General features: G+C 66.0%; 21 protein-coding genes and 1 pseudogene. 12 read left to right on the forward strand and 10 right to left on the reverse strand.

The annotated features are described in order from the left end of the window. Positions 1 to 140 precede the first annotated feature (140 nt). The 5 genes and pseudogenes from NATPE_RS14700 to NATPE_RS14720 all read left to right on the forward strand — a co-directional run bounded on the left by NATPE_RS14700 (position 141) and on the right by NATPE_RS14720 (position 6,533). Positions 141 to 2,778: pseudogene (locus NATPE_RS14700) on the forward strand (alkaline phosphatase PhoX). 3 nt (positions 2,779 to 2,781) lie between these two features. After that, positions 2,782 to 3,591, forward strand: a complete 810-nt coding sequence (locus tag NATPE_RS14705; protein WP_006181310.1) for a hypothetical protein — start codon at positions 2,782 to 2,784, stop codon at positions 3,589 to 3,591. A 73-nt stretch (positions 3,592 to 3,664) separates the two neighbouring features. Continuing rightward, positions 3,665 to 4,675, forward strand: a complete 1,011-nt coding sequence (locus NATPE_RS14710) for a sodium:calcium antiporter (protein ID WP_006181311.1) — start codon at positions 3,665 to 3,667, stop codon at positions 4,673 to 4,675. An 89-nt stretch (positions 4,676 to 4,764) separates the two neighbouring features. Continuing rightward, positions 4,765 to 6,057, forward strand: coding sequence for an O-acetylhomoserine aminocarboxypropyltransferase/cysteine synthase family protein (locus NATPE_RS14715; protein ID WP_006181312.1), 1,293 nt, complete (start codon positions 4,765 to 4,767; stop codon positions 6,055 to 6,057). Positions 6,058 to 6,143: 86 nt separating this feature from the next. Then, entirely contained in the window at positions 6,144 to 6,533 is a 390-nt protein-coding gene (locus NATPE_RS14720; protein WP_006181313.1) for a DUF7522 family protein, read from the forward strand. Here NATPE_RS14720 and NATPE_RS22760 read toward each other — a convergent pair. After that, positions 6,530 to 6,700, reverse strand: coding sequence for a hypothetical protein (locus NATPE_RS22760; protein ID WP_006181314.1), 171 nt, complete (start codon positions 6,698 to 6,700; stop codon positions 6,530 to 6,532). The two genes, NATPE_RS14720 and NATPE_RS22760, sit on opposite strands and share 4 nt — an antisense overlap. 183 nt (positions 6,701 to 6,883) lie before the next feature. On the opposite strand from NATPE_RS22760, the gene NATPE_RS14725 reads away from it, so the two are divergent. Then, on the forward strand, positions 6,884 to 7,411 hold the full coding sequence (locus NATPE_RS14725; RefSeq protein ID WP_006181315.1) for a DUF5813 family protein: 528 nt from the start codon (positions 6,884 to 6,886) through the stop codon (positions 7,409 to 7,411). Positions 7,412 to 7,580: 169 nt separating this feature from the next. Here NATPE_RS14725 and NATPE_RS14730 read toward each other — a convergent pair whose 3' ends face one another. From NATPE_RS14730 to tmk, 5 genes are all read right to left on the reverse strand, one after another. Then, the gene (locus NATPE_RS14730; protein ID WP_015298696.1) at positions 7,581 to 8,693 is read right to left on the reverse strand and encodes an IS630-like element ISNpe13 family transposase; all 1,113 of its coding nucleotides are present in this window, start codon (positions 8,691 to 8,693) and stop codon (positions 7,581 to 7,583) included. 540 nt (positions 8,694 to 9,233) lie between these two features. Next, positions 9,234 to 9,464: an Lrp/AsnC family transcriptional regulator gene (locus NATPE_RS14735; RefSeq protein WP_006181316.1), complete on the reverse strand. Its 231-nt coding sequence runs from the start codon at positions 9,462 to 9,464 to the stop codon at positions 9,234 to 9,236. After that, the gene (locus tag NATPE_RS14740; RefSeq protein ID WP_006181317.1) at positions 9,464 to 10,210 is read right to left on the reverse strand and encodes a potassium channel family protein; all 747 of its coding nucleotides are present in this window, start codon (positions 10,208 to 10,210) and stop codon (positions 9,464 to 9,466) included. Before NATPE_RS14740 ends, NATPE_RS14735 begins: the two co-directional genes overlap by 1 nt. Positions 10,211 to 10,350: 140 nt before the next feature. Then, positions 10,351 to 10,581, reverse strand: coding sequence for an Lrp/AsnC family transcriptional regulator (locus NATPE_RS14745; protein WP_006181318.1), 231 nt, complete (start codon positions 10,579 to 10,581; stop codon positions 10,351 to 10,353). A 71-nt stretch (positions 10,582 to 10,652) separates the two neighbouring features. After that, positions 10,653 to 11,258, reverse strand: coding sequence for a dTMP kinase (gene tmk, locus NATPE_RS14750; protein WP_006181319.1), 606 nt, complete (start codon positions 11,256 to 11,258; stop codon positions 10,653 to 10,655). Between the two features lie 98 nt (positions 11,259 to 11,356). Here tmk and NATPE_RS14755 point away from each other — a divergent pair, with 98 nt between their 5' ends. From NATPE_RS14755 to cofG, 4 genes are all read left to right on the forward strand, one after another. Then, positions 11,357 to 12,277: a complex I NDUFA9 subunit family protein gene (locus NATPE_RS14755; RefSeq protein WP_006181320.1), complete on the forward strand. Its 921-nt coding sequence runs from the start codon at positions 11,357 to 11,359 to the stop codon at positions 12,275 to 12,277. Positions 12,278 to 12,512: 235 nt separating this feature from the next. Further along, a complete protein-coding gene (locus NATPE_RS14760; RefSeq protein ID WP_006181321.1) occupies positions 12,513 to 13,691 on the forward strand; it encodes a tubulin/FtsZ family protein in 1,179 nt (392 codons plus the stop codon). A 159-nt stretch (positions 13,692 to 13,850) separates the two neighbouring features. Continuing rightward, positions 13,851 to 14,522 (forward strand): 2-phospho-L-lactate guanylyltransferase, encoded by a 672-nt coding sequence (cofC, locus tag NATPE_RS14765; protein WP_006181322.1) that lies wholly within the window; start codon positions 13,851 to 13,853, stop codon positions 14,520 to 14,522. 60 nt (positions 14,523 to 14,582) lie between these two features. Continuing rightward, complete coding sequence (cofG, locus tag NATPE_RS14770; protein ID WP_006181323.1) at positions 14,583 to 15,743, forward strand: 7,8-didemethyl-8-hydroxy-5-deazariboflavin synthase subunit CofG; 1,161 nt, start codon at positions 14,583 to 14,585, stop codon at positions 15,741 to 15,743. A gap of 74 nt (positions 15,744 to 15,817) precedes the next feature. On the opposite strand, the gene NATPE_RS14775 is transcribed toward cofG, so the two are convergent. Next, positions 15,818 to 16,276, reverse strand: a complete 459-nt coding sequence (locus NATPE_RS14775; protein WP_006181324.1) for a nucleoside deaminase — start codon at positions 16,274 to 16,276, stop codon at positions 15,818 to 15,820. 45 nt (positions 16,277 to 16,321) lie between these two features. After that, positions 16,322 to 17,080 (reverse strand): SDR family NAD(P)-dependent oxidoreductase, encoded by a 759-nt coding sequence (locus NATPE_RS14780; RefSeq protein ID WP_006181325.1) that lies wholly within the window; start codon positions 17,078 to 17,080, stop codon positions 16,322 to 16,324. A gap of 112 nt (positions 17,081 to 17,192) precedes the next feature. On the opposite strand from NATPE_RS14780, the gene NATPE_RS14785 reads away from it, so the two are divergent. Further along, positions 17,193 to 17,846, forward strand: a complete 654-nt coding sequence (locus NATPE_RS14785; RefSeq protein WP_006181326.1) for a cyclase family protein — start codon at positions 17,193 to 17,195, stop codon at positions 17,844 to 17,846. A 100-nt stretch (positions 17,847 to 17,946) separates the two neighbouring features. Here the strand turns inward: NATPE_RS14785 and NATPE_RS14790 are convergent, their stop codons facing one another. Then, positions 17,947 to 18,369: a hypothetical protein gene (locus NATPE_RS14790; protein ID WP_015299173.1), complete on the reverse strand. Its 423-nt coding sequence runs from the start codon at positions 18,367 to 18,369 to the stop codon at positions 17,947 to 17,949. Positions 18,370 to 18,559: 190 nt separating this feature from the next. Beyond that, entirely contained in the window at positions 18,560 to 19,939 is a 1,380-nt protein-coding gene (gene cofH, locus NATPE_RS14795; RefSeq protein ID WP_006181328.1) for a 7,8-didemethyl-8-hydroxy-5-deazariboflavin synthase subunit CofH, read from the reverse strand. A gap of 340 nt (positions 19,940 to 20,279) precedes the next feature. Between cofH and NATPE_RS14800 the strand changes: the two genes are divergently transcribed. Continuing rightward, positions 20,280 to 21,299, forward strand: a complete 1,020-nt coding sequence (locus NATPE_RS14800; RefSeq protein WP_006181329.1) for a phosphoribosylaminoimidazolesuccinocarboxamide synthase — start codon at positions 20,280 to 20,282, stop codon at positions 21,297 to 21,299. Positions 21,300 to 21,302 lie beyond the last annotated feature (3 nt).

Here is a 21,302-nt window from a genome sequence, read left to right on the forward strand (position 1 = left end):
CGCCGTCTCAATAGCCGTACAGAGCGGTCGGTTTCCGTTCGTTTCCCTCTGACCGGCATCGTATTCCTTCGCCAAAATAATTCAGGTAAAGAATACTATTATAAAATCTAACCATATGTCGGGCGCCTCTCCCCACACGCATGGTCGAATTCACCAGGCGGAAACTGATGGCGTCGTCCGCGGCGGCGGCGCTCGGTATCGGTGCGATCGGGACCGTGAGCGCGGACGATACGGACACACCGGGTGCGCCGACGATTCGGGGGGACATCGACCGACTCGCGACCACGGCCCGCGGGGCCGAGGTCACTGGCCCGTTCGTCTTCGAGAACGGCGAGGTGCTGTTCAGCCTCCAGCATCCGAGCCGCGAAAACCCCGCTCCCTACGACACGGCAGCAGTCGGCGTCCTCGCCGGCCATCAGTTCGAGTTCAACGGCCGCAACGACGAGTTCGACGAACTCGAGGCCCCGCGGTCGGCAGCGGCACAGGAGCAGGTTCAGGTGGCTGGCGGCGAGTACGACATCCTCATCCGTGAAGGCGAGACGATCAACGGCGGGACGGAACGCTGGGGACACCCCCAGACGACCGACGGCACCGACGTCACCGAGTTCGTCGGGAGTCGGTACGGCGACGTCGGCTACAACCCCGACATGAACTTCTTCGTCCCGACCGACGACGCGGGGCTCGAGGGATACCTCTTTACGAACAACGAGACGAGTCCCCGGTTGTATCACGCGGACGCCGATCAGCCGCGGCGAGGACGGCTGGAGCGCCGACGCGGCGAACGCGATGGAACTCGAGAACCGCGAGGCGTTCCGTGAGATCGGCGGCACGCGGATCAACTGTTACGGCGACCTGAGTCCGTGGGGGACGCCGATGTCGTCCGAAGAGGACTACAGCCACACGCGCGTCTCCGGGTCGGCGACGGTCGGCGACGTGGTCGAGGCCGAAAGCGGCGTGGGGATCCGGGGCGCGGCGGCGTTCTGGAACCGGCCGAATCCGACCGAGATCGCGGGCGTACTCGGCGACGACGGCGACCTGTTCGAAGAGAGCTGGTACCCGCAAGGGACCTGGGCGCTGGGCGGCGTCGAGATGCAGGCCTACTACCTCGGGGCCGAGCCGGTCGATCAGGACGGCGACACCAACACGACCGAGCCGATCGGCGAGGGGTACCCCAACCGCTACCGATACGGTCACATCGTCGAGGTCACCGAGCCGACGGCCGCGGAGCCGACGCCGGTCAAACACTACGTCATGGGCCGGGCCGCCTTCGAGTGTCCCGAGTTCATGCCCGACGAACGGACCGTCTACCTCGCCTCCGACGGCGCGAGCAAGGGGCTCTACAAGTTCGTCGCCGAGGAACCGATCCCCAGCTACGACGACCGGATGGACGTCCGCGGCACGCTGTTCGCCGCCCGCGTCACGAACGACGAGGCCGCGAAGAACAACCCGCCGGCCGAGGTCGACCTCGAGATCGAGTGGGTCGAACTCGGCACCGCGAGCAACGCCGAGGTCGCGTCCTGGATCGCCGACTACGACGACATCACGCAGGTCGACTACCTCGAGACCCACGCGGACGTCGACTGGGAGAGTGACCTCGAGGCGGCGCTGGCGGCGGCCGACGAGGAGGTCGCGATCAACGGCAATCAGGACTACATCACCGACGAGGAAATCGCCGAGTGGGCCCGCCAGTACGAGGCGTACGGCCCCGGCGGCGTCGACGAGAAACTTCGTCGGGTCCCGTTCCTCGAGACCCGCGCCGCCGCGAAGGAGATCGGAGCCAGCATCGAGTTCACCAAGGCCGAAGGGATCGACTCGCTCGACGACGCCGAGCCGGGCGATTTCGTCTACTTCGGTCTCGCGGAACTGAACGGCACCATGAGCGACGATCGGGGCGATCTGCGGATGGACCGGGTCGACGGCGGCGTCGTCTACCGGGCCGAACTCGAGGAAGACTACGACGTCTCGACGCTCGAGCCGGCGGTCGTCGGCCCCGACGCGACCGACCGCGAGTCGATCGTCGACGCTGCGCCGATCAACGTGGACAACGTCATGGTACTCGACGACGGCCGCGTCCTCCTCTGTGAGGACAAGGGCAGCTTCGGCCGGTCGTACCCCAACGACGCGCTGTGGGTCTACGAGCCGCCGACCTCGGTCTACATCGACTCCGTCGCGGTGCGACAGGACGCGACCGCCGCGGCCGAGCTGACCCTGTCCGCGGTGCCGGACGGGCTCGCCGGCGGGACGGTGTCCGTCTCGGTCGATCACACCGACGTCGCCGAGATCACGGGCGCGACCTACCACGACGCGCTCGAACTCACCGCCGGCCCGACCGTCAGCGACGACGGTTCGACGGTCGAGTTCCAGTTCGCCGATATCGACGAGGAGATCCAGCCCGGCGCGACCGACGTGTCGGTGGCGACGGTCGAACTCGAGGGCGCGAGTATGGGGACGACCGACATCTCGGTGACGGTCGACTCGCTCGACGACGACGACGGCGCGCCGATCGAGTCCCGGCCGCACACGGGCGTCGTAGTCACCGGGCCGCCGCCGGTCGGCGGCGGGTCCGGCGGCTCGGGCGGACGCGCTCCGACCGATCCCGACGGCGACGGCCGCTACGAGGACGTCAACGGGAACGGGCGGCTCGACTACGACGACATCGTCCTCCTGTTCGAGGAGATTGAGGACGACTCCGGGTCGCTGACCGTCGACGCGTACGACTTCAACGACAACGGCCGCATCGACTACGACGACGTCGTCGAGCTGTCTGACGAGCTGTAATCGATGGCCGCAGACGACACCGTTGCGACGAGTTCATCCGACCGGGCCGACACCGCGGCGTCGGCTCCCCGACAACGATGGTGGCGACGGCCCGCCGTCGCCCTCGTCGTCGTCCTCGCGATGGGGGCGGCGCTCGTGCCGGCGGCGGGGGTCACGGCGGCCGCGAACGGGGGGACGGCCCCCGCGGTGGCGACCGCCGACCAGTCCGTCTCGGCCGGGAGTATCGTCGTCAGCGATGCGACGGTCGAACCCGACGGGACAGCCGTCCACCGCATCGTACTCACCGACGCGCCCGACGGGCTCGCCGGCTTCGAACTCAGCCTCGAGCTGTCTGGCGACGCGGCGGCAGTCGAGAACGCCAGCTATCCCGACGACTACCGGATGACGACCGACCCCGTCGTGAGCGACGACGGGGAAACGGTGACCGTCGAGGCCGTCGATCTCGACGACGCGGTCACCCCCGGCGCGAGCGACGTCACGCTCGCGACGGTCACGGTCAGCGGGACCGAGCCCGGCACGGCGGCGCTCGCGGTGACCGACGCCCGGCTCGATGCCGACGGCGGCAGCCGGATGGAACCGTCGCTCGAGACGGGGACGGTCACCGTCGCGGACGGCGGGAACGGGTCGGAATCGGCGGGCGGATCGGACGACGGCGAGAACACCGAAGCGGCCGCGAACGACGGAGATGACGAGACGGGAACCGACGGCGAACCGACGTCGACCGACTCGGAGTCGATCCCCGGCTTCGCGGGCGGGGCCGCGCTGCTCGCGCTCGCCGTCCTCGCGGTCACCCTGCTCGCTCGGACGCGCTGACGGGCGACGCCCGCTCGTCGGACCCGACCGAGCCGTCGAGCGTTTTATCAGTCGGTCGTCTGAACAATCGGTCATGTTCGCGGTCGCGACGCTGCTGGGACTTGCCGCCGTCGGCACGGCGATCGTCTGGAAAGGCAGTAGCTGGCTCGAGGATTCGGCGAACAAACTCGCGGTCGCGTACGGACTGCCGGCGGTCGTCCAGGGTGCCGTCATCGCCGCGGTCGGCTCGAGTGCGCCGGAACTGGCGAGCGTGTTGCTCGCGACGCTGGTACACGGGGAGTTCGAACTCGGAGTCGGATCGATCGTCGGCTCGGCGGTGTTTAACCTCCTCGTGATTCCGGGGCTCGCGGTCGTCGTCGCCGGCGGCGTGGTCGACACGACGCGCGAACTCGTCTACAAGGAGTCGCTGTTTTACATGCTCGCGGTCGCCGCCCTGCTGTTGACGTTCTCGCTGGCGGTCATCTACAACCCCGTCGACGAGGCCGGCGTCCGAATTGGGGGTTCCGTCTCGAGGCCGCTCGCCCTGTTCCCACTCGCCCTGTACGGCCTCTACCTGTTCACGCAGTACTTGGACGCTGCTGAGTCCGAGCAGCAGGCGGACGGCTCGATCGCGCTCGCGCGTACGTGGTTCTGGTTCGTCGTCGGGCTGGCGTTCATCGTCGTCGGCGTGGAAGCGCTCGTCCGAGCGGCGATCGGGCTGGGGGAGGCCTTCGGGACCCCCTCCTTTCTCTGGGGGATGACCGTCGTCGCCGCCGGCTCGAGTCTGCCGGACACGTTCGTCAGCCTGGCGGCAGCGCGGGCCGACCGACCGACGGTCACGTTGGCGAACGTCCTAGGCAGCAACACGTTCGACCTGCTCGTGGCCGTGCCCGTCGGCGTCGTCGTCAAGGGGGCACTGACGGTCAACTTCGCCAACATCGTTCCGATGATGGGGTTTCTCGTCCTGGCGACGGTCGCGTTCTTCGCGATTTCCCGAACCGGGATGGCCCTCACCAGACGCGAGGGGTGGTTGCTCTTGGGGCTGTACGGAGCGTTCGTCTGCTGGCTGCTCATTGAAAGCCTCGGCGTCGTCAGCGTTCTCTGACGCGGCCGGCCGCCCTGCGATCCACAGTGCTTCCCAGCCGAAGCCACACGTCTAGTGGTTTTACTTGGGCCGCCTGCGACGGGGCGGGTATGAGCGACGATTCAGACTCCGAGGGGAACCGATTCGCCACCGATAGCGTCCACGCCGGGCAGGAACCCGATCCGACGACCGGGGCCCGCGCGCCGCCGCTGTATCAGACCACCTCCTACGAGTTCGACGACACCGACCACGCCGCCGCCCTGTTCGGCCTTGAGGAAACCGGAAACATCTACTCGCGGATCATGAACCCGACGAACGCGATGTTAGAGGAACGCATCGCGACGCTCGAGGGGGGCGTCGGTGCGCTCGCGACCGCGTCGGGGATGGCCGCGTTCGACCTCGCGACGTTCATTCTCGCCGACGTCGGCGACAACATCGTCTCCTCGTCGTCGCTGTACGGTGGGACCTACACCTACCTCACCCACACCGTCGAGAAACGCGGCGTCGAGACCAAGTTCGTCGATACCTTAGACTACGAGGCCTACGCTGAGGCCATCGACGACGACACCGCCTTCGTCCACCTCGAGACGATCGGCAACCCCGCCCTGGTGACGCCGGATATCGAGCGAATCGCCGATATCGCTCACGATCACGACGTGCCGCTGTTCGTCGACAACACCTTCGCGACGCCGTATCTCTGCCGGCCGCTCGAACACGGTGCTGACCTGGTCTGGAACTCCACGACCAAGTGGATCCACGGCGCGGGCTCGACCGTCGGCGGGATCTTGGTCGACGGTGGCTCCTTCCCCTGGGAGGACGGCGACTACCCCGAGATCACCGAGCCGAACCCGGCCTATCACGGCATCAACTTCCGCGAGACGTTCGGCGACGCGGCGTTTGCCTTCACCGCTCGCACCCGCGGCCTGCGCGACCTGGGTAACCAGCAGTCGCCGTTCGACGCCTGGGTCACCCTGCAGAAACTCGAGTCGCTGCCGCTGCGCATGGAGAAACACTGCGAGAACGCGATGGCCGTCGCGGAGTACCTCGAGGACCACGAGAAGGTCTCGTGGGTCAACTACCCCGGCCTCGAGAGCCACGAGACTCACGAGAACGCCGAGAAGTACCTCGAGGGCGGCTACGGCGGCATGATCACGTTCGGACTCGAGGGCGGCTACGACGCCGCCGAAACGGTCTGTAACGAGGTCAACCTCGCGAGCCTGCTCGCAAACGTCGGCGACGCGAAGACGCTGATCATCCACCCCGCGAGTACGACCCACCAGCAGCTCACCGAGGAGGAGAAGCTGGCAAGTGGCGTCACCGACGACCTCGTTCGGCTCTCGGTCGGCATCGAGGACGTCGACGACGTGATCGCGGACCTCGATCGCGCGATCGAGCAAGCGTAATCGACCGCCGCCCGCGGCCGGCCGGCGTTTTCACTGCGCTGTGACTAGCCCCCGCGGTTAAGGGACCGGCGTTCGACTGGTCGGATATGGCAACCGGGATACTCACGGACGATGCGGCGGAGCAGATCGTCGCGACCTGTCGGACGGCCATCGGCGACAGCCTCCGGTCGGTCACCTACTTCACACGTGACGACTTCGAGCAGGTCTACCTGCGGGAGGACCTCGAACGCGACGCGGACCTCTCGACGTTCATCGGCCACGAGTGGCGCGGCTTCAAGACGACCCAGACCGCCTACGAGGGGTCGGAACTTGGCGGCTACGACTACACGATCCGGGTCTTCGAAAACGGGTTCCTCATCCGCGTGACGAACGACAGCGAGGGGGTCTTCGCCACCACGGACGGCCTCACAGTCAAGGACTTCGAAGAAGTCGCCACGGCGCTCGATACGTTCCTCAGCGAGCGCGAACTCGACTAATCCGCGCTCGAGTCGTCACTATCGGTATCGTCGGCTTCGGGAGGGTCGTCCGCGTCGCCGTCATCGCTATCGTCGCCGCCGATCGGCAGGCCGGAGCCGCGGTCGCCGTCCGTTCCGAGAAGGCGAGCGAAGCGACGGCGATCGGCAGCGTGTCTATCGAGACTCATGCCGACGACAGATGGGGGAGTCCCTTGTAGTAATAGGGGCCGTTTCCGCGCGAAACGCCGCGCTTCCGGCGTGAAACGATCCCCGCGCTGTCATGCGGTTTCGTTCGAAACGGTCGCCGACGTGTCGACCACACCGCATCGAACAACGTAACACCCTTTTCCGCCACGCTCGTTGGTTCCCCAATGACCGACCTGCCCGATCTCGTCGCCACCGCACTCGAGTCCCACGACGCGTTTACGGCCCGCGGGGATGCCTACGACCTCGAGACGACCGTCTTCGAGACGACCGTCACGGCCGACGACGCGGCGGGGAAACGCGACGGCCGGTTTTCGATTACCGTTGTCCTCCCCACGCTCGACGCCGCCGTGGCGGGCGAGGTCGTCGCCGAACCAGTCGAGGACGGCTGGTTCGAAACGCTCGAGCGACGGCTCGCGGACGTCTTCACCGTCGCCCACACGAGTACCCACGAGGAGCCGGCCATCGAACGCGATGCCGACGAAGTTCGAGTTCACCTCGAGTATACTGCCTGGGACGCCGCCGAGGGCGTCGACGACGCTAAGGCCCTCATCGAGTTCGTCGAAGGCACCTTCGCACAGGGGATCATTCCAGGCTACGACTACCGCGGCGAAGCGGCGACGCTGCTCGAGAACGCCCAGAACAGGGGTCAACAGGCCGCTGACGGCGACGGCAGCGGCGGAATGCCGATGTAAACCTAAATTTTGCTCTGTCGTTCGAGAGAGCGAAGCTCTCTCGTGACTGAGCGAATCGGAGCTAAGCGGGAGCTTCGCTCCCGCGAGGTCAGCGAGACGTACGTCTCGCCAGAATTCGCGAGGTCCGCGAAACCGAAGGTTTCGCTTGATGACGAAAGGCGCTTAGTGATTAGCAAATCTTATTGAGAAATCCACTGAGGTGATTGTCAATCCACGATGCAGCGAAACTCAGTTTCTCGGTCAGTTGGTCGAACAGTTCGTCAAGGAGTCTCCGGTACTCGTCTTCGCCGTTAACAATCAACGGCGAAGACTCCCACTTGAGACTCTTCCAGACAGGTTCGATTGGGTTGAGGTCCGGGGAACCAACCGGAAGGAACACCAGATCAATCCCGAGTTCATGAGCACGCTTGCGCGTGTGCTTGCAGACGTGTGACGAAAAGTTATCCAACACGAGCAGAATCCGCTTGCCGGGATTCTGCTCGCGGATCTCCTCGAAACACCCACAGATTTGTTCTTTCTCCTGGTTCGGTGGGAACGACAGCACGCTCTCTCCGTTGAGCGCATAGAACCCGGCCGCTGGTGTATCGATTTTCACCAGCGGCCGAGTGATATGTGGTTCATCGACCGTATACAGTCGCTGAGAGTTGTCCCATGGTTGTGGATGCGAGACATCGAAAAATCCCACCACAGTCCCGCCATCAGTGCAGATATCCTCATCGGTACGCCACTTCTCTTCGTCGTCATCGTCGTCACTCTCGCGCTTATTATGTGGCTGGTCGTGAGCATCCTCGTCGAACGCGTACTCAACGCGTTCGTCGAGGATCTCTTCGGCGTTGTCGGGTCGATCAGGCCGTTTTGTCCGAGGAATGGCGTAGGAAAGGCCGAGATTGTGTAGGAACGTTGGGAGGTAGTGTGGATGATATTCGACGTCGAACTCCTCGTCGAGAAGGTGCTGAATCTCCTGTTTTTTCCACGGTTGTCCCTCACGTAGTCGATCGATGAGTTCGTCTTGTTGGTCTTCGTCGAGCTTCGGGGGCCGACCGCCCCCGAAGTTCGGAGTGAGTTTGCCGAGACCTCCTTCGTTCCAGCGGTTAACCCAGTTCGTGGCGGTGCCCTCAGATTTCCCGACGTCGTCGGCGGCTTCCTTCAGCGTGGCACCCTTGTACAGCCGTTTGATGAACACGAGGCGTTCGAATTCCTTCTGATCGTCTGCCTCGCCGAGAAGACGATCCAGATCTTCTTCACTCAGGTGTCGCACGATTTTCTTCTCTCGACCAGTCACTACACTAAAGAGATACTTCTACTCAATAACTTTCCCGAATCACTACGCGCCTTTCGAACCACGGGCCGCCGTAGACGGCCCTCGGCAAGATTTAGTATAAAAGCCTCCTCGCTCCCGGGCTCACGGCTATCGCCGTTCGCCATCCCGTGGCGCTTCGCGCCACGCCTTGGTCGCTCGTCGGCCCGAGCGCGCAGCGCTCGGTGAACGGCGTCGCTCGGGTTCTCCGAACCGCTCACTCGCCGAGATACTATTCGTGGAACGGTTCAGTGTAGTTTAGCGGCCGGGAGCGGGGCTCGAGCGACAGCGAGAGTCCCGCGACCCTACGGAAGAGCAAGCTCTTCCGAGCATCGCGGACGCTACGCGTCCGCTCAACGGGGGAGGGCAGGCCCTTACCCATACTCACCGCGAGCGACCGCAGGGAGCGAGCGGGCCGACGACTGATGTGAGTGACTGAAAGGAACGAACGGAAGGAGGAGTGCTTTTAATCGAATTTTTGCCGAGGGCGCGGCTCCGCCGCGCCCGCAGCGCAAAACTTCGTTTCTAATCCATCGCGATGTACGTCTGCGTGTCCTCGATACCCTCGATGGCCTGGATGTGGGTGGCGGCGATCTCCTTGACCTTCGCGGGCGTCTCGACGCTGGCTTTGGCGATGAGGTCGACGTCGCCGGCGACGATGTGGGCCGACTCCACGCCGGCGACCGATTCGATGCTGTCTCTGAGCCGATCCGCCTCGCCCGTGTTCGCCTTGATCATGACGAATGCCGTAACCATCAGTTGTCACCTCCGTCCGTATCGCCCTCGAGTAGTTCGGTCGCGGCCGAACTCGTCCCCGTCCCGGCGTTGGCGGTCGCCCGTTCGGCGGTCTCACCCACCAGCAACTGGCGGACCTCGCTCAATACGTCGAAGTCCGCGAGGACGACAAGCCGGTCGTCGGCCTCGAGCGAGAGGTCTTCGGTCGGGATCTCGAGAGGACCGTCGCCCTTGCCGAACGCGAGGACGGTCGCGTCGGCGGGCAGGTGCAGTTCGCTGATCGTGTAGCCGTTGACGGGAGCGTCGGCGGTGAGGGTGAGTTCGACCACCTGTAGGTGGGGGGCAACATCCGCGATGGCGCGGATCGTCCCGCCCAGCAGGGCGTTTTTCGCGCCGATCGCGCCGAGTCGTTCGGGGTAGATCACCTCGTCGACCTGGTCGGCGTACTTCCGGTAGATGCCCTCGCGGTAGGCCTCGTCGATCCGCATCACCGTCCGACAGCCGTGGTGGTTCCCGATCATGCAGGCGGTGAAGTTGACGTTCAGATCGCCGGTCAGCGCGCCGAGGGCGTCGGCGTCGGCGATTCCGGCCGCCTCGAGGACGTCCTCGCGGGAGCCGTCGCCGTCGACGACGGTGAACCCTTGCTCACGGGCGCGTCTGCGCGTCGGCTCGTCGCGCTCGACCATCGTCACCTCGTGGTCCTCGTCGCGCAGGACGCGCGCGGTGCGCAGCCCAACCCGTCCGGCCCCGATAATCACGAACCGCATGCAGGGGGATACGCCGGCCCCGGTCAATAAGCTTGCCCCGGATTACCATGGCATGCGTTCGGCCGGCGGGCTCGAGGGCACGATGTGCGGACGGCGAGAACCGGTGACTGGCCCACGAGACGAACGGCGCTCGAGCGACCCTACCCCATCGCGATGTACGTTTTCGTGTCGGTGACGCCGTCGAGGGCCTGCAGGTCCGAGGAGACGGTCTGGAGAACGTCGTAGACCTCCGGCGTATCGACCTCGGCGATGATGTCGTAGTTGCCCGCGACGATGTGGGCGTCGGTGATCGACTCGAGATCGCCGATCTCCGCGAGCAGGCGCTCGGACTTCCCGGCGGCGGTCTTCACCATGATGAAGGCGTGGACCATCGGCGGTGTGGTACACTCTGCCACGACTAAAGCCTTTGCCCGAATCCACTCGCGGCGCGGTCGTGGCCCGGTCAGCGGTCGCTCTGCCGAGCGTCCTCGAGCGCGTCGACGACGGCCTCGAGAACCGTATCGGGCGACTGCGTCGCGTCGACCCGGACGAATCGCTCGGGATCGCGCTCGAGCAGGCGCTCGTAGTTCTCCCGGACCGTCTCGAGGTAGGCGGTGCGTTCGAACTTGTTGGTCGTCCCCGCCCGCTCGGCGGCGGTCTCGGGGTCGAGATCCAGATAGATCGTCAGATCGGGCTCGATCGAGAACGGCCGGTGGAGATCGACGACGTACTCGATCGGGTCCGCAAAGTCGTAGGCCGGAGCGTCCGCGAGGGTCGCACCCTGATAGGCAAAACGGGAGTCCGAGTAGCGATCGGAGATCACGAGGTCGCCGGCCTCGAGGGCGGGGCGGATCACCCGCTCGAGGTGGGCCGCGTGGTCGGCGGTGTAGAGAAAGAGTTCCGCCAGGGGGTCGGCGTCGTCGTCCGCGATCGAGCGGTAGACGGCCTCGCCGTACCAGGAGTCGTCAGTGGGTTCACGCGTGACCGTCGCGTCCGGATAGCGCTCGCGTAAGGCCTCCCGGACCGTCGTCTTGCCGCTGCCGTCCAACCCCTCGAGCGTGACGAGCATGCCCGGATCTGGGCGTGACGGCTACTACAATCTGTCGAGACGGACGACCTCACTACGTAGCCGCCTAGCTATTTATCGTTGCGCCGGCACGTTCGTGTATGAAGATCCTCGTCGCCGGCGGCACCGGCTTCATCGGGACGAACCTGTGTGCGGAACTGGCCGAGCGCGGCCACGAGGTGACGGCGCTGTCGCGCTCGCCCGACGGCGGCGGCCTGCCAGACGGCGTCGAGGTCGCGATAGGCGACGTCAGCGCCTACGACTCGATCGTCGACACCGTCGCAGGCCACGACGCGGTCGTCAACCTCGTCGCGCTCTCGCCGCTGTTCAAGCCCCGCGGTGGGAAGAGCCACGAGACGGTCCACCTCGGCGGCACGGAGAACCTCGTGCGAGCCGCCGAGGCGGGCGACGTCGACCGGTTCCTCCAGTTGAGCGCGCTCGGAGCGGACCCCGACGGCGCGACCGCTTACATCCGCACGAAAGGCAAGGCCGAGGGGGTCGTCCGATCGTCCGCCCTCGAGTGGACGATCGTTCGCCCCTCCGTGGTCTTCGGGGACGGCGGCGAATTCGTCGACTTCACGAAGGCGCTGACGACGCCGTACGTGACCGGGCTCCCCGGCGGCGGAAAGACGCGGTTCCAGCCGATCTGGGTCGGCGATCTCGTCCCGATGCTGGCCGACGCGCTCGAGGACGAGGCCCACGCCGGCGAGACCTACGACCTCGCGGGGCCGGAGGTCCTGACCCTCGCGGACGTGACCAAGTTGGCCTATGCGGCCGAAGGCAAAGACATCACGATCGTCCCGATCCCGATGGGACTGGCCAAGGTCGGCCTCTCGGCGATCGGCCCGGTCCCGTTCCTGCCGTTCGGCCCGGATCAGGCACGCTCGTTGGCGTTCGACAACACCGTTACCGACAACGACGTGATCGCGTTCGATCGCGATCCGGCCGACCTGACGACGCTCGCCTCGTATCTCGGCCTCGCGGGACCCGGTCGCCGAGGGCGGCCGGCGGGAACTGCCTGATCGAGCGCCAGCCGGGAGGTCACCGTTCCGATCAACGGCGATCAGGCACGAAACGTAATATAAAAAACACTATTGGAGAGGGTAAAAAGATATTTACTACTCGCGATATTGGGCGCTTCATTGCCTCTACGCGGCGCTCTCGAGCAATACTCTATTAATCGAGAAATTCAGATTAGCACAAGACTTATATCCTCTATCCCACTGTTACCAATCCAACGGAGCCCCCTGATAAACAATGAAGCTGGCGATGATCGGATTCGGACAGGCCGGTGGCAAAATCGTCGATCGGTTCCTCGATTACGACGATCGGACGGGAAGCGGAATCGTCCGGGCAGCGATCGCTGTCAACTCCGCGAAAGCGGACCTCATGGGCCTGGAAAATATTCCACAGGAGAATCGCGTACTCATCGGCCAGGCCCGCGTGAAGGGCCACGGCGTGGGTGCTGACAACGAACTCGGCGCGGAAGTCGCCGAGGAAGACATCGACGAGGTGCAAAACGCGATCGACGCGATCCCGACCCACGAGGTCGACGCCTTCCTCATCGTCGCCGGGATGGGCGGTGGCACCGGGAGCGGTGGCGCGCCGGTCCTCGCGAAACACCTCCAGCGGATCTACACGATCCCGGTCTACGGCCTCGGCGTCCTGCCGGGCACCGACGAAGGCGGAATCTACACGCTCAACGCGGCACGATCCTTCCAGACGTTCGTTCGCGAGGTCGACAACCTGCTCGTCTTCGACAACGACTCCTGGCGACAGACCGGCGAGTCCGTCGAGGGCGGCTACGACCAGATCAACGAGGAGATCGTCCGCCGCTTTGGCATCCTCTTTGGCGCCGGCGAGGTCGGCGACGGACAGGAGGTCGCCGAGAGCGTCGTCGACTCCTCGGAGATCATCAACACGCTTTCCGGCGGCGGCGTCTCGACCGTCGGCTTCGCGAGCGAGGAAGTCGAGATGAACACGGGCGGTGGCCTCCTCTCTCGCTTTACCGGCGAAGGCGGCAGCGAGGACGACTTAGACGCCGCAAACACGACCAACCGCATCACGAGCCTCGTCCGCAAGGCCGCGCTCGGCCGACTCACGCTTCCCTGTGAGATCGAGGGCACCGAGCGCGCGCTGCTCGTCCTCTCCGGTCCCTCCGAGTACCTCAATCGGAAAGGCATCGAACGCGGCCGCAAGTGGCTCGAGGAGGAAACGGGCAGCATGGAAGTCCGCGGTGGCGACTTCCCGCGAGAGGAGCCCGAGGTGGCCGCTGCCATCCTGCTTTCCGGCGTGACCAACGTCCCCCGGATCAAGCGACTGCAGCAGGTCGCCATCGAGGCACAGGACAACATCGACGACATCCAGCAGGAAAGCGAAGAGAACCTCGAGGAACTCGTCGAGGACGACGAGGACGAACTCGAGCCGCTGTTCTAGGCCGCCGTTCTTTCGACGATCGACGGGGCGAGCGGCCGCGCTCGCCGGGAGGGGGCAGTCGATCGCCAGTCCTCGAGAGCCAGCAGTCACCGTTGGCCGCCCTCGATCTTCGCTCCGACGTACTTTTGGGGCCGCCCCGGCTACCGCAACTAGATTCAGATGCGCGTCGTGGTTCCGTTCGCCGCCGAGACGCCGAAGACGCGGCTCGAGTCAGTTCTCTCGCCGGCCGAGCGCTCGGCGTTCGCCCGCGCCATGCTCGCGGACGTGCTTCGCGCGATCGTCCGCGCGGGCCACGAGCCCGCCGTCGTCTCGACCGCGCCGCTCGATCTCGCGGCCCTCGAGACGCCGGGCGACGTCGCCGCGGCGACGTCGCTGACGCTCGACGACCGACCCCTGACTGAGGCGGTCAACGCGCGGCTGCCGGCCGACGCCGGTGACGAGCCCGTCGCCGTCGTCATGGCCGATCTCGCGCTCGCGACGCCCGACGCGCTCGAGGCCCTGCTGACTCCCTCGGCGGACATCGCGATCGCGCCCGGTCGGGGCGGCGGCACCAACGCCCTCGTCGTCGATCACCCCGCGTTCCGCGTCGACTACCACGGCCTCTCCTATCTCGACCACCGCGGGATCGCCCGCGAGGTCGGCGCGACCCTCGAGACGGTCGACTCCTTCCGGCTCGGGACCGACGTCGACGAGCCCGCCGACCTCGTCGAAGTCCTCGTCCACGGCCGCGAGAGCGACCGCGCACCGGCCGTCCTCCGCGAGTTCGGCTTCGAACTCGAGCGTCGCGACGGCCGGGTCGCCGCGGTCCGCGAGGGCGGGCCGACGGAGTGACGGCCCAGCGGTTGCCGCGAAGTGAAGGCCTTATGTGCCGAGCCACGCCAATCGGAGGTAATGTTCCCCGGGGCCAGCGAGTACGGCGTCGACGTCACGGTCGAGGAGGAGGCCGTCGACGATCTCCTCCAAGTCAGCCCGAGCGACGTCGACGCGCCGCCGGCACTTACCTTTTCGCGGAACGTCTTCGTGCCGCTGACGACCGCCTGCCGGTACACCTGCACCTACTGTACGTACTTCGACCCGCCGGGGCAGGCCGAACTGCTCTCGCTCGAGGAGGTCCGCGAGATCTGTCGGCGGGGGGCCGACGCCGGCTGTACTGAGGCACTGTTTACCTTCGGCGACGATCCCGACGACCGCTACACCGAGATTCACGCACAACTCGAGGCGTGGGGCCACGACTCGATTCATACCTATCTGCGCGAGGCCTGTGAAGTGGCGCTCGAGGAGGGCCTGCTTCCCCACGCGAATCCGGGCGACCAGACCCGCGAACAGATGGCAGTCGTCGCCGACGTCAACGCCAGCATGGGCGTGATGCTCGAGACGACCGCCGAGGTCGGGGCCCACGCCGGCCCGCGGCGGAAGGTGCCCGGCCAGCGCCTGCGCACCCTCAAAAACGCGGGCGAACTCGACGTGGCCTTCACGACCGGGATTCTGGTGGGGATCGGCGAGGACTGGCGCGACCGCGCGGAGAGCCTGCTCGCGATCCGCGAACTCCACGAGCGCTACGACCACATTCAGGAGGTGATCGTCCAGCCCGTCGTCGAGAACGAACGCTGGTCGGGCGGCTCGCCCGACCTCGCGACCATGCGGCAGGTGACGGCGATGGCCCGTGCCGCCCTGCCCGAGGAGGTCTCGGTCCAGGTCCCCCCGAACCTCGCCCCCGCAAAGGAGTTGATCGACTGCGGCGTCGACGATCTGGGCGGCGTCTCGCCGGTCACCGACGACCACATCAACCCCGAGTACACGTGGCCCGCGCTCAGGGAACTCGAGGAGATCGCCGCCAGCGCGGGCGTGCCGCTCGGCGAGCGGCTGCCGGTCTACGAGCGGTTCCTGCCTGCCGAGCTGCGGACCGACGGGTTCGACGGCCGGCTGGCTGACGGCGCGGACGGTGACCGGGAGTGGATTTCGTCGACGATCCGGGACGCACTTGCGGCCGACGACGCGGCCGGGAAGCGGTATCGTGCGGTGCTTCGGGACGAGGCCGTGCCGCACGCTTAATTTCTCCGAGCGCCAACGCCACGGGGTATGGTGGACGAGGTCGGTTTTGGACTGGGAGGGAAGTTCGCTCGCGGTCACTCGGAAAAGTAGGCCTCGTGGAGCGCCAGCCCCTCGTCCTCGAGGACCGGTCCCGCGACGCTGGTGTCGGCATCGGCTCGCTCGACGACTTCGTCACAGGAAATCTCGATCACGCCGTCGTCCCGGATCCCGGCAAGCGAGTCGACGGGAACGCTGTAGACGACCCGGTCCAGCCCCGCATAGACGATCGCGCTCGCACACATCGGACACGGCTCGGTGCTTGTATACATCGTACAGGCTGCGCGTTCGCTCGGCTCGAGTTCGCGCGCGGCCCACCGAGCGAGCTTGAACTCGGGGTGGGCCGACACGTCGTCGTCAGTTAGGGTGGTGTTTTCCGCGGTCCGGACGACTTCATCGTCGACGACGAGCAGGGAACCGAAGGGGGTGTTGCCGTTCTCGACCGCCGATTCCGCGAGGTCGATCGCCTGCCGCACGTACGAGTCGTCAGTAGCCATAGCGACCGTTCGGTCGCCGGTTCCGAAACGCTTCCCCTCGAAAGTCTATGTACAGGAGAAGCCGCCGTCGACGACCAGCGCCTGCCCGGTGATCCAGTCGGCCTCGTCGCTGGCCAGAAACAGCATGGCGTTGGCGATGTCTTCCGGCTCGCCCAGCCGCTTGAGCGGGTAGTGACGGGACATCTCCTCTTTGGTCGCTTCCCACTCCTCCTCGGTGCGGTTCTGCCGGGGCATCGCCGTGTCGGTGACGCCCGGACAGACCGCGTTCGCCCGGACGCCGGCCGGGCCGACCTCCGCCGCGACGGTCCGCGTGAAGTTGACCACTGCACCCTTCGACAGCGAGTAGGCACCCAGTTGAGGCGCACCGATGACCCCCGCCAGCGACGCCGTGTTGACGATCGCGCCCGACCCCTGCTCCTTGAAGTGGGGGATCACGGCATGGCAGCCGTTCCAGACGCCTTTCACGTTGACGTCCATGACCCGATCGCGCTCACCTTCGTCGATCTCCTCGATCTTCGAGCGCTCGTGGCTCACGCCCGCGTTGTTCAGCATGATATCGAGGCCGAACTCCGAGACCGCCTCGTCGACGGCCGCGTGGACCGCGTCGGCGTCCCGGACGTCCAACTCGAGCGCGGTACCGTCCTGCCCCGCGTCTTCGACGCGAGCGACCGTCTCTGCGGCGCTCTCGTGATCGATGTCGGCCGCGACGATCGTCGCGCCCTCCTCGGCGAACAACTGCGCTGCTTCCCGCCCGAGACCTGAGCCCGCACCCGTGATAAGCGCTGTCTTGCCTTCGAGTCGCATACCCACACGTTATCGGGGTACCGTATAATAATTGTTACCGGTTCTGGAAATCGACCGTCGATCGGCTCGAGGACCGAACAGCGTTATGCCCCGTCGCCGACAGCTATCCCGCATGCAGATCGACCTCACCCAGCCGATCGAAACGGGGATGCAGACCTACCCCGGCGACCCCCCGGTCGCCGTCCACCCCCACGCGACCCATGCGGGCGACGGCGCTCGCGTCTCGAGTCTCGAGTGTGGCAGCCACACCGGAACCCACGTCGACGCGCCCGCCCACACCGAGCCCGACGGCCGAACGCTCGATTCCTATCCGCTCGAGCGGTTCGTCTTCGACGCCGTCCGGGTCGACTGTCGCGATCTCGAGGCCCGCGAGTCGATCCCCGCGTCGCGAGTGCCCGACAGCGACGCCGACCTCGCCGCGTTCTGGACCGGCTGGGACGCCCACTGGGGGACCGACCGCTACCTCGAGCATCCCTCTCTCTCGCCGGCCGCGGCCGAAACCTGTGCCGACCGGGGACTGGACGTGGCCGTCGACACGCTCAACCCCGATCCGACGCCGACCGAGGGTGCCGGCGCGGACGAGCCCGACGGCGTCCCGGCCCACCACGCGCTGCTCGGTGATGACCGGCTGATCCTCGAGAACCTGACCGGGCTCGAGGCGGTCGGCGAGCGGTTCGAACTCCGGGCGTATCCGCTCGCGCTCGCTGGCGATGGTGCGCCGGTACGGGCCGTCGGCGTCCGAGACGGGGGCGATAGTAGCCACTGAACGTCACTACACACCCGATCGCACGACTGCGATGTGATCGGTGTCTGAATCGGTTCAGTTGTACGCTGGGTCACACGACCGCGAATCCCCACCGTGAACGCTAGTTCCGCTCGATCGTTATCGTGACCGCGTCGACGGTCGCACCGGTGTCCGATCGGACGACGACGAGTCTGTACGTCCGCTCGTCACCGGGGTCCCACGGCGGTGCGAGATCGCCCCGTTTCGTCGGTTCACGCCCCGCTAAGGAGGTCGTGTCGACGAGTTCGTCCGTCCCGTTCGTCCGTTCGTACGTCTCGAGGGTGTAATTGGTCGCGTCGTCGAGACGGTAGTCGAGTTCGTATCGTGCCCCGTCTATCTCGTTGACGTCGTAGACGGAGACGTTCCGTATGACCGTCCCGTTGGTCGGTTCGCCCACCGATGTCGAGTAGTCTTCCTGCGTCACACAGCCGGCGAACGCTATCGTAGTCACGACGAGAACGAGTCCCAGCAACACGCGACCGCTCCCGTGGAATGAAACCGACATTATCGGGGCAAAACAGCGGCAGCGGGAGTACGTTCATGAGGTTCGTTAGCTGACATACCCATCAGTGGGACCGGGTCGCAGTTAGGCGTTCGTCTAACTGAAAGAACCGTTGTAGTATTCAGGAGCGCCGTTAGAGTATTCAGGAGCGCCGTTAGTGTGGTCCGACGGGACGACGGACGGTCGGCACCGATCAGTCGTCGGCCGGAACTGCCCGTTCTTCCCGTTCCGTTCGAGTCAGTAGCGGCGTCCCGTCGGCCTTCGGCCCGAGTCGGGGGCCAAAGGGCGGGTCGTCGGGGTCGATGACGCGGCGCTTCTCGTAGTCGGTCGAGCGCTCGACGGGCACGCGGCCGATCGAGGCGATCATCTCGACGTAGTCCTCGAACGAACGGAACTCGCCGAAGCCGCCGCCGGCGCGTTTGGTGATCTCCTCCGAAAGGATCGTCCCCATGTAGTCGTCGGCCCCACACGAGAGCATCTTCAGCCCCTGCTCGTCGCCGTACTTGACCCACGAAGCCTGGATGTGATCGATGTTATCGAGGAACAGCCGCGAGACGGCGATCAGCAGTTCGTCCTCGTCGATGCTGGCCCCGCCCGAGACCACGTCGTGTTCGAACAGTGGCGTGTTCTGGTGGATAAAGGAAAGCGGGACGAACTCCGTGATGTTGCCCGTCCGATCCTGTAGGTCCCGGATCCGTTTCAAGTGCAGTGCGCGGTGGGCTTCGTTCTCGACGTGGCCGTACATGATCGTCGCCGTCATCCCGAGGCCGACGTTCGCGGCGGCCTCCATGGCCTCGAGCCAGCCCTCCGTGCTGATCTTGCCGGGACAGATCACCTCGCGGACCTCCTCGACGAGGATCTCCGCTGCGGTGCCGGGAACGGTATCCAGCCCGGCCTCCTGCAGTCGGCGGTAGACCTCCTCGTAGGACCAGTCGGTGCCCCGCCGGGCGTGGTAGGCCTCCTCCGGCGTCATCGAGTGGACGTGGACGCCGTCGACGCCCATCGCCGAAATCTGGTCGGTGTAGGTGCCGGGGCTGGTGTCGTAGACCGCCGGCGGCTTGTAGTTGACTTCCTTCGGGTTCGGGTGGGCCTCGAGGATCTCGCGGTGTTCCTCGTCGAGCGCGAACGCGGGGTGCAGTCCCGAGACGGACGTGACTTCGTAGATCCCCCGCTCGACGGCGTCGGCGACGATCTCGCGGGACTCGGCGGGCGTCTTCGTAAATCCGGCCGTCTCGATTTCCGTCTCGCTCTCGAAGGTGTGAGCTGCGTCTTTGAAATTACAGAACAGACAGCCCACGTTACAGGCCGTCGTGACGTTGTTGTTCAGGTTCGCGATGAAGGTGACCTCCTCGCCGACCTGCTCGGCGCGCCGGCGGTCGGCCGCCTCGAGGACGCGTTCCTTGCGCCGGCGATCGATGCCGTCGCTGTCGGTCCCAGTCGTGAGTAACTCGATGGCGTCGTCGACATCGAGTCGGTCGCCATCGCGCGCTTTCGCCAGTGCGTTCTCGAACGACTGGTCGGTCTCGGGAACGTGTTCGAACGCCAGGTCGGCCTCGGTCACCGGTCGCTCCATCGACGTAACGATGCTCGCACAGCGAGAAAAGGGTGATGGATCCGGACCCCACCCGTCAGAATCGGCCGCGTCGAGAGTTGCCGCTACCGATGACGCGAGGGAAGGCGGATCGCGGCCAGCGCCGGCCGTCGAACCGAACCGGCGGTGGCGCTCGTCACTCCGCGTCTGGCTCCGGGCGTTCGGGCTCCCGACTACCGACCGAATATTGAAACCTTCTTACGCTCCGGCCACGGCAACTGAGATATGAGCGACGGGGGCGAACACGTCCTGAGGTGTCTCGCGTGACTGCACTCACAGCGCAACCGTTCGACCGGTCCAGGATCCACGTGGGGTGGATCCGATGACCAGCGTCAAGGAGTTCCGCATCGAGGAGGACGCGACCGACGACGATCTCGGCCGCGGCTCGTTCGTCTTCACCGACGACTACTCGGTGTTTGACTGGGGGAAGATGCCCGATCAGATCCCCCAGAAGGGCGCGAGCCTCTGTACCATGGGCGCGTTCAACTTCGAACTGCTCGAGTCCGAGGGCATCCCCACCCATTACCGCGGCGTTGTCGAAAACGGCGACGTCGTCGATCTCGCGGACGCCTCCCACCCGCCCTGGGAGATGGCCATCGACCTCACACAGGTGCCCGACCTCCCCCACGAGGGACGGGAGTACGACTACGACAGCTACCACGAGGCGGCCGGCGAGAATTACCTGATCCCGCTGGAGATCGTCTTCCGCAACCGGGTCCCGGTCGGCTCGAGCCTGCGCAGCCGAACCGACCCCGCGGACCACGGGCTCGCGTTCAACGAGTGGCCCGACGAGGCCGTCGACCTCGCGGACCCGATCGTCGAGTTCTCCACGAAGTACGAGGAAGGCGACCGCTATCTCGAGCGGGCGGAGGCCGACGCCATCGCCGGCAAGGCGGCGATCGACGACCTCGAGTCGCTGGCCCGTGAGGTCAACCGGATCGTGACCGAGCAGGCCGACGCCGCCGGGTTGACCCACGAGGACGGCAAGATCGAGTGTCTCTACTATCAGGGCGAGATCCGGGTCGGCGACGTCGTCGGCACCTTCGACGAGAACCGCTTTAGCTACGAGGGGACCCAGCTCTCGAAGGAGGTCCTGCGCCAGTACCACAAGCGCACCCAGCCCGACTGGGTCCGGGCCGTCGACGACGCCAAGGCCGAGGCCAAAGCCGAGGACGTCGCCGACTGGAAATCGCTCTGCGAGGAGGAGCCCGAACCCCTCGAGGAGTCGGTTCTCGAGACCGCGAGCGAACTGTATTGCAGCGGTGCGAACGCCTACACCGACCGCGAGTTCTTCGACGCGCCGCCGCTCTCGAGCGCGATCGGCGCGGTCCGGCGGCTCTGACGA

Source organism: Natrinema pellirubrum DSM 15624 (genome assembly GCF_000230735.2).
GTDB lineage: Archaea > Halobacteriota > Halobacteria > Halobacteriales > Natrialbaceae > Natrinema > Natrinema pellirubrum.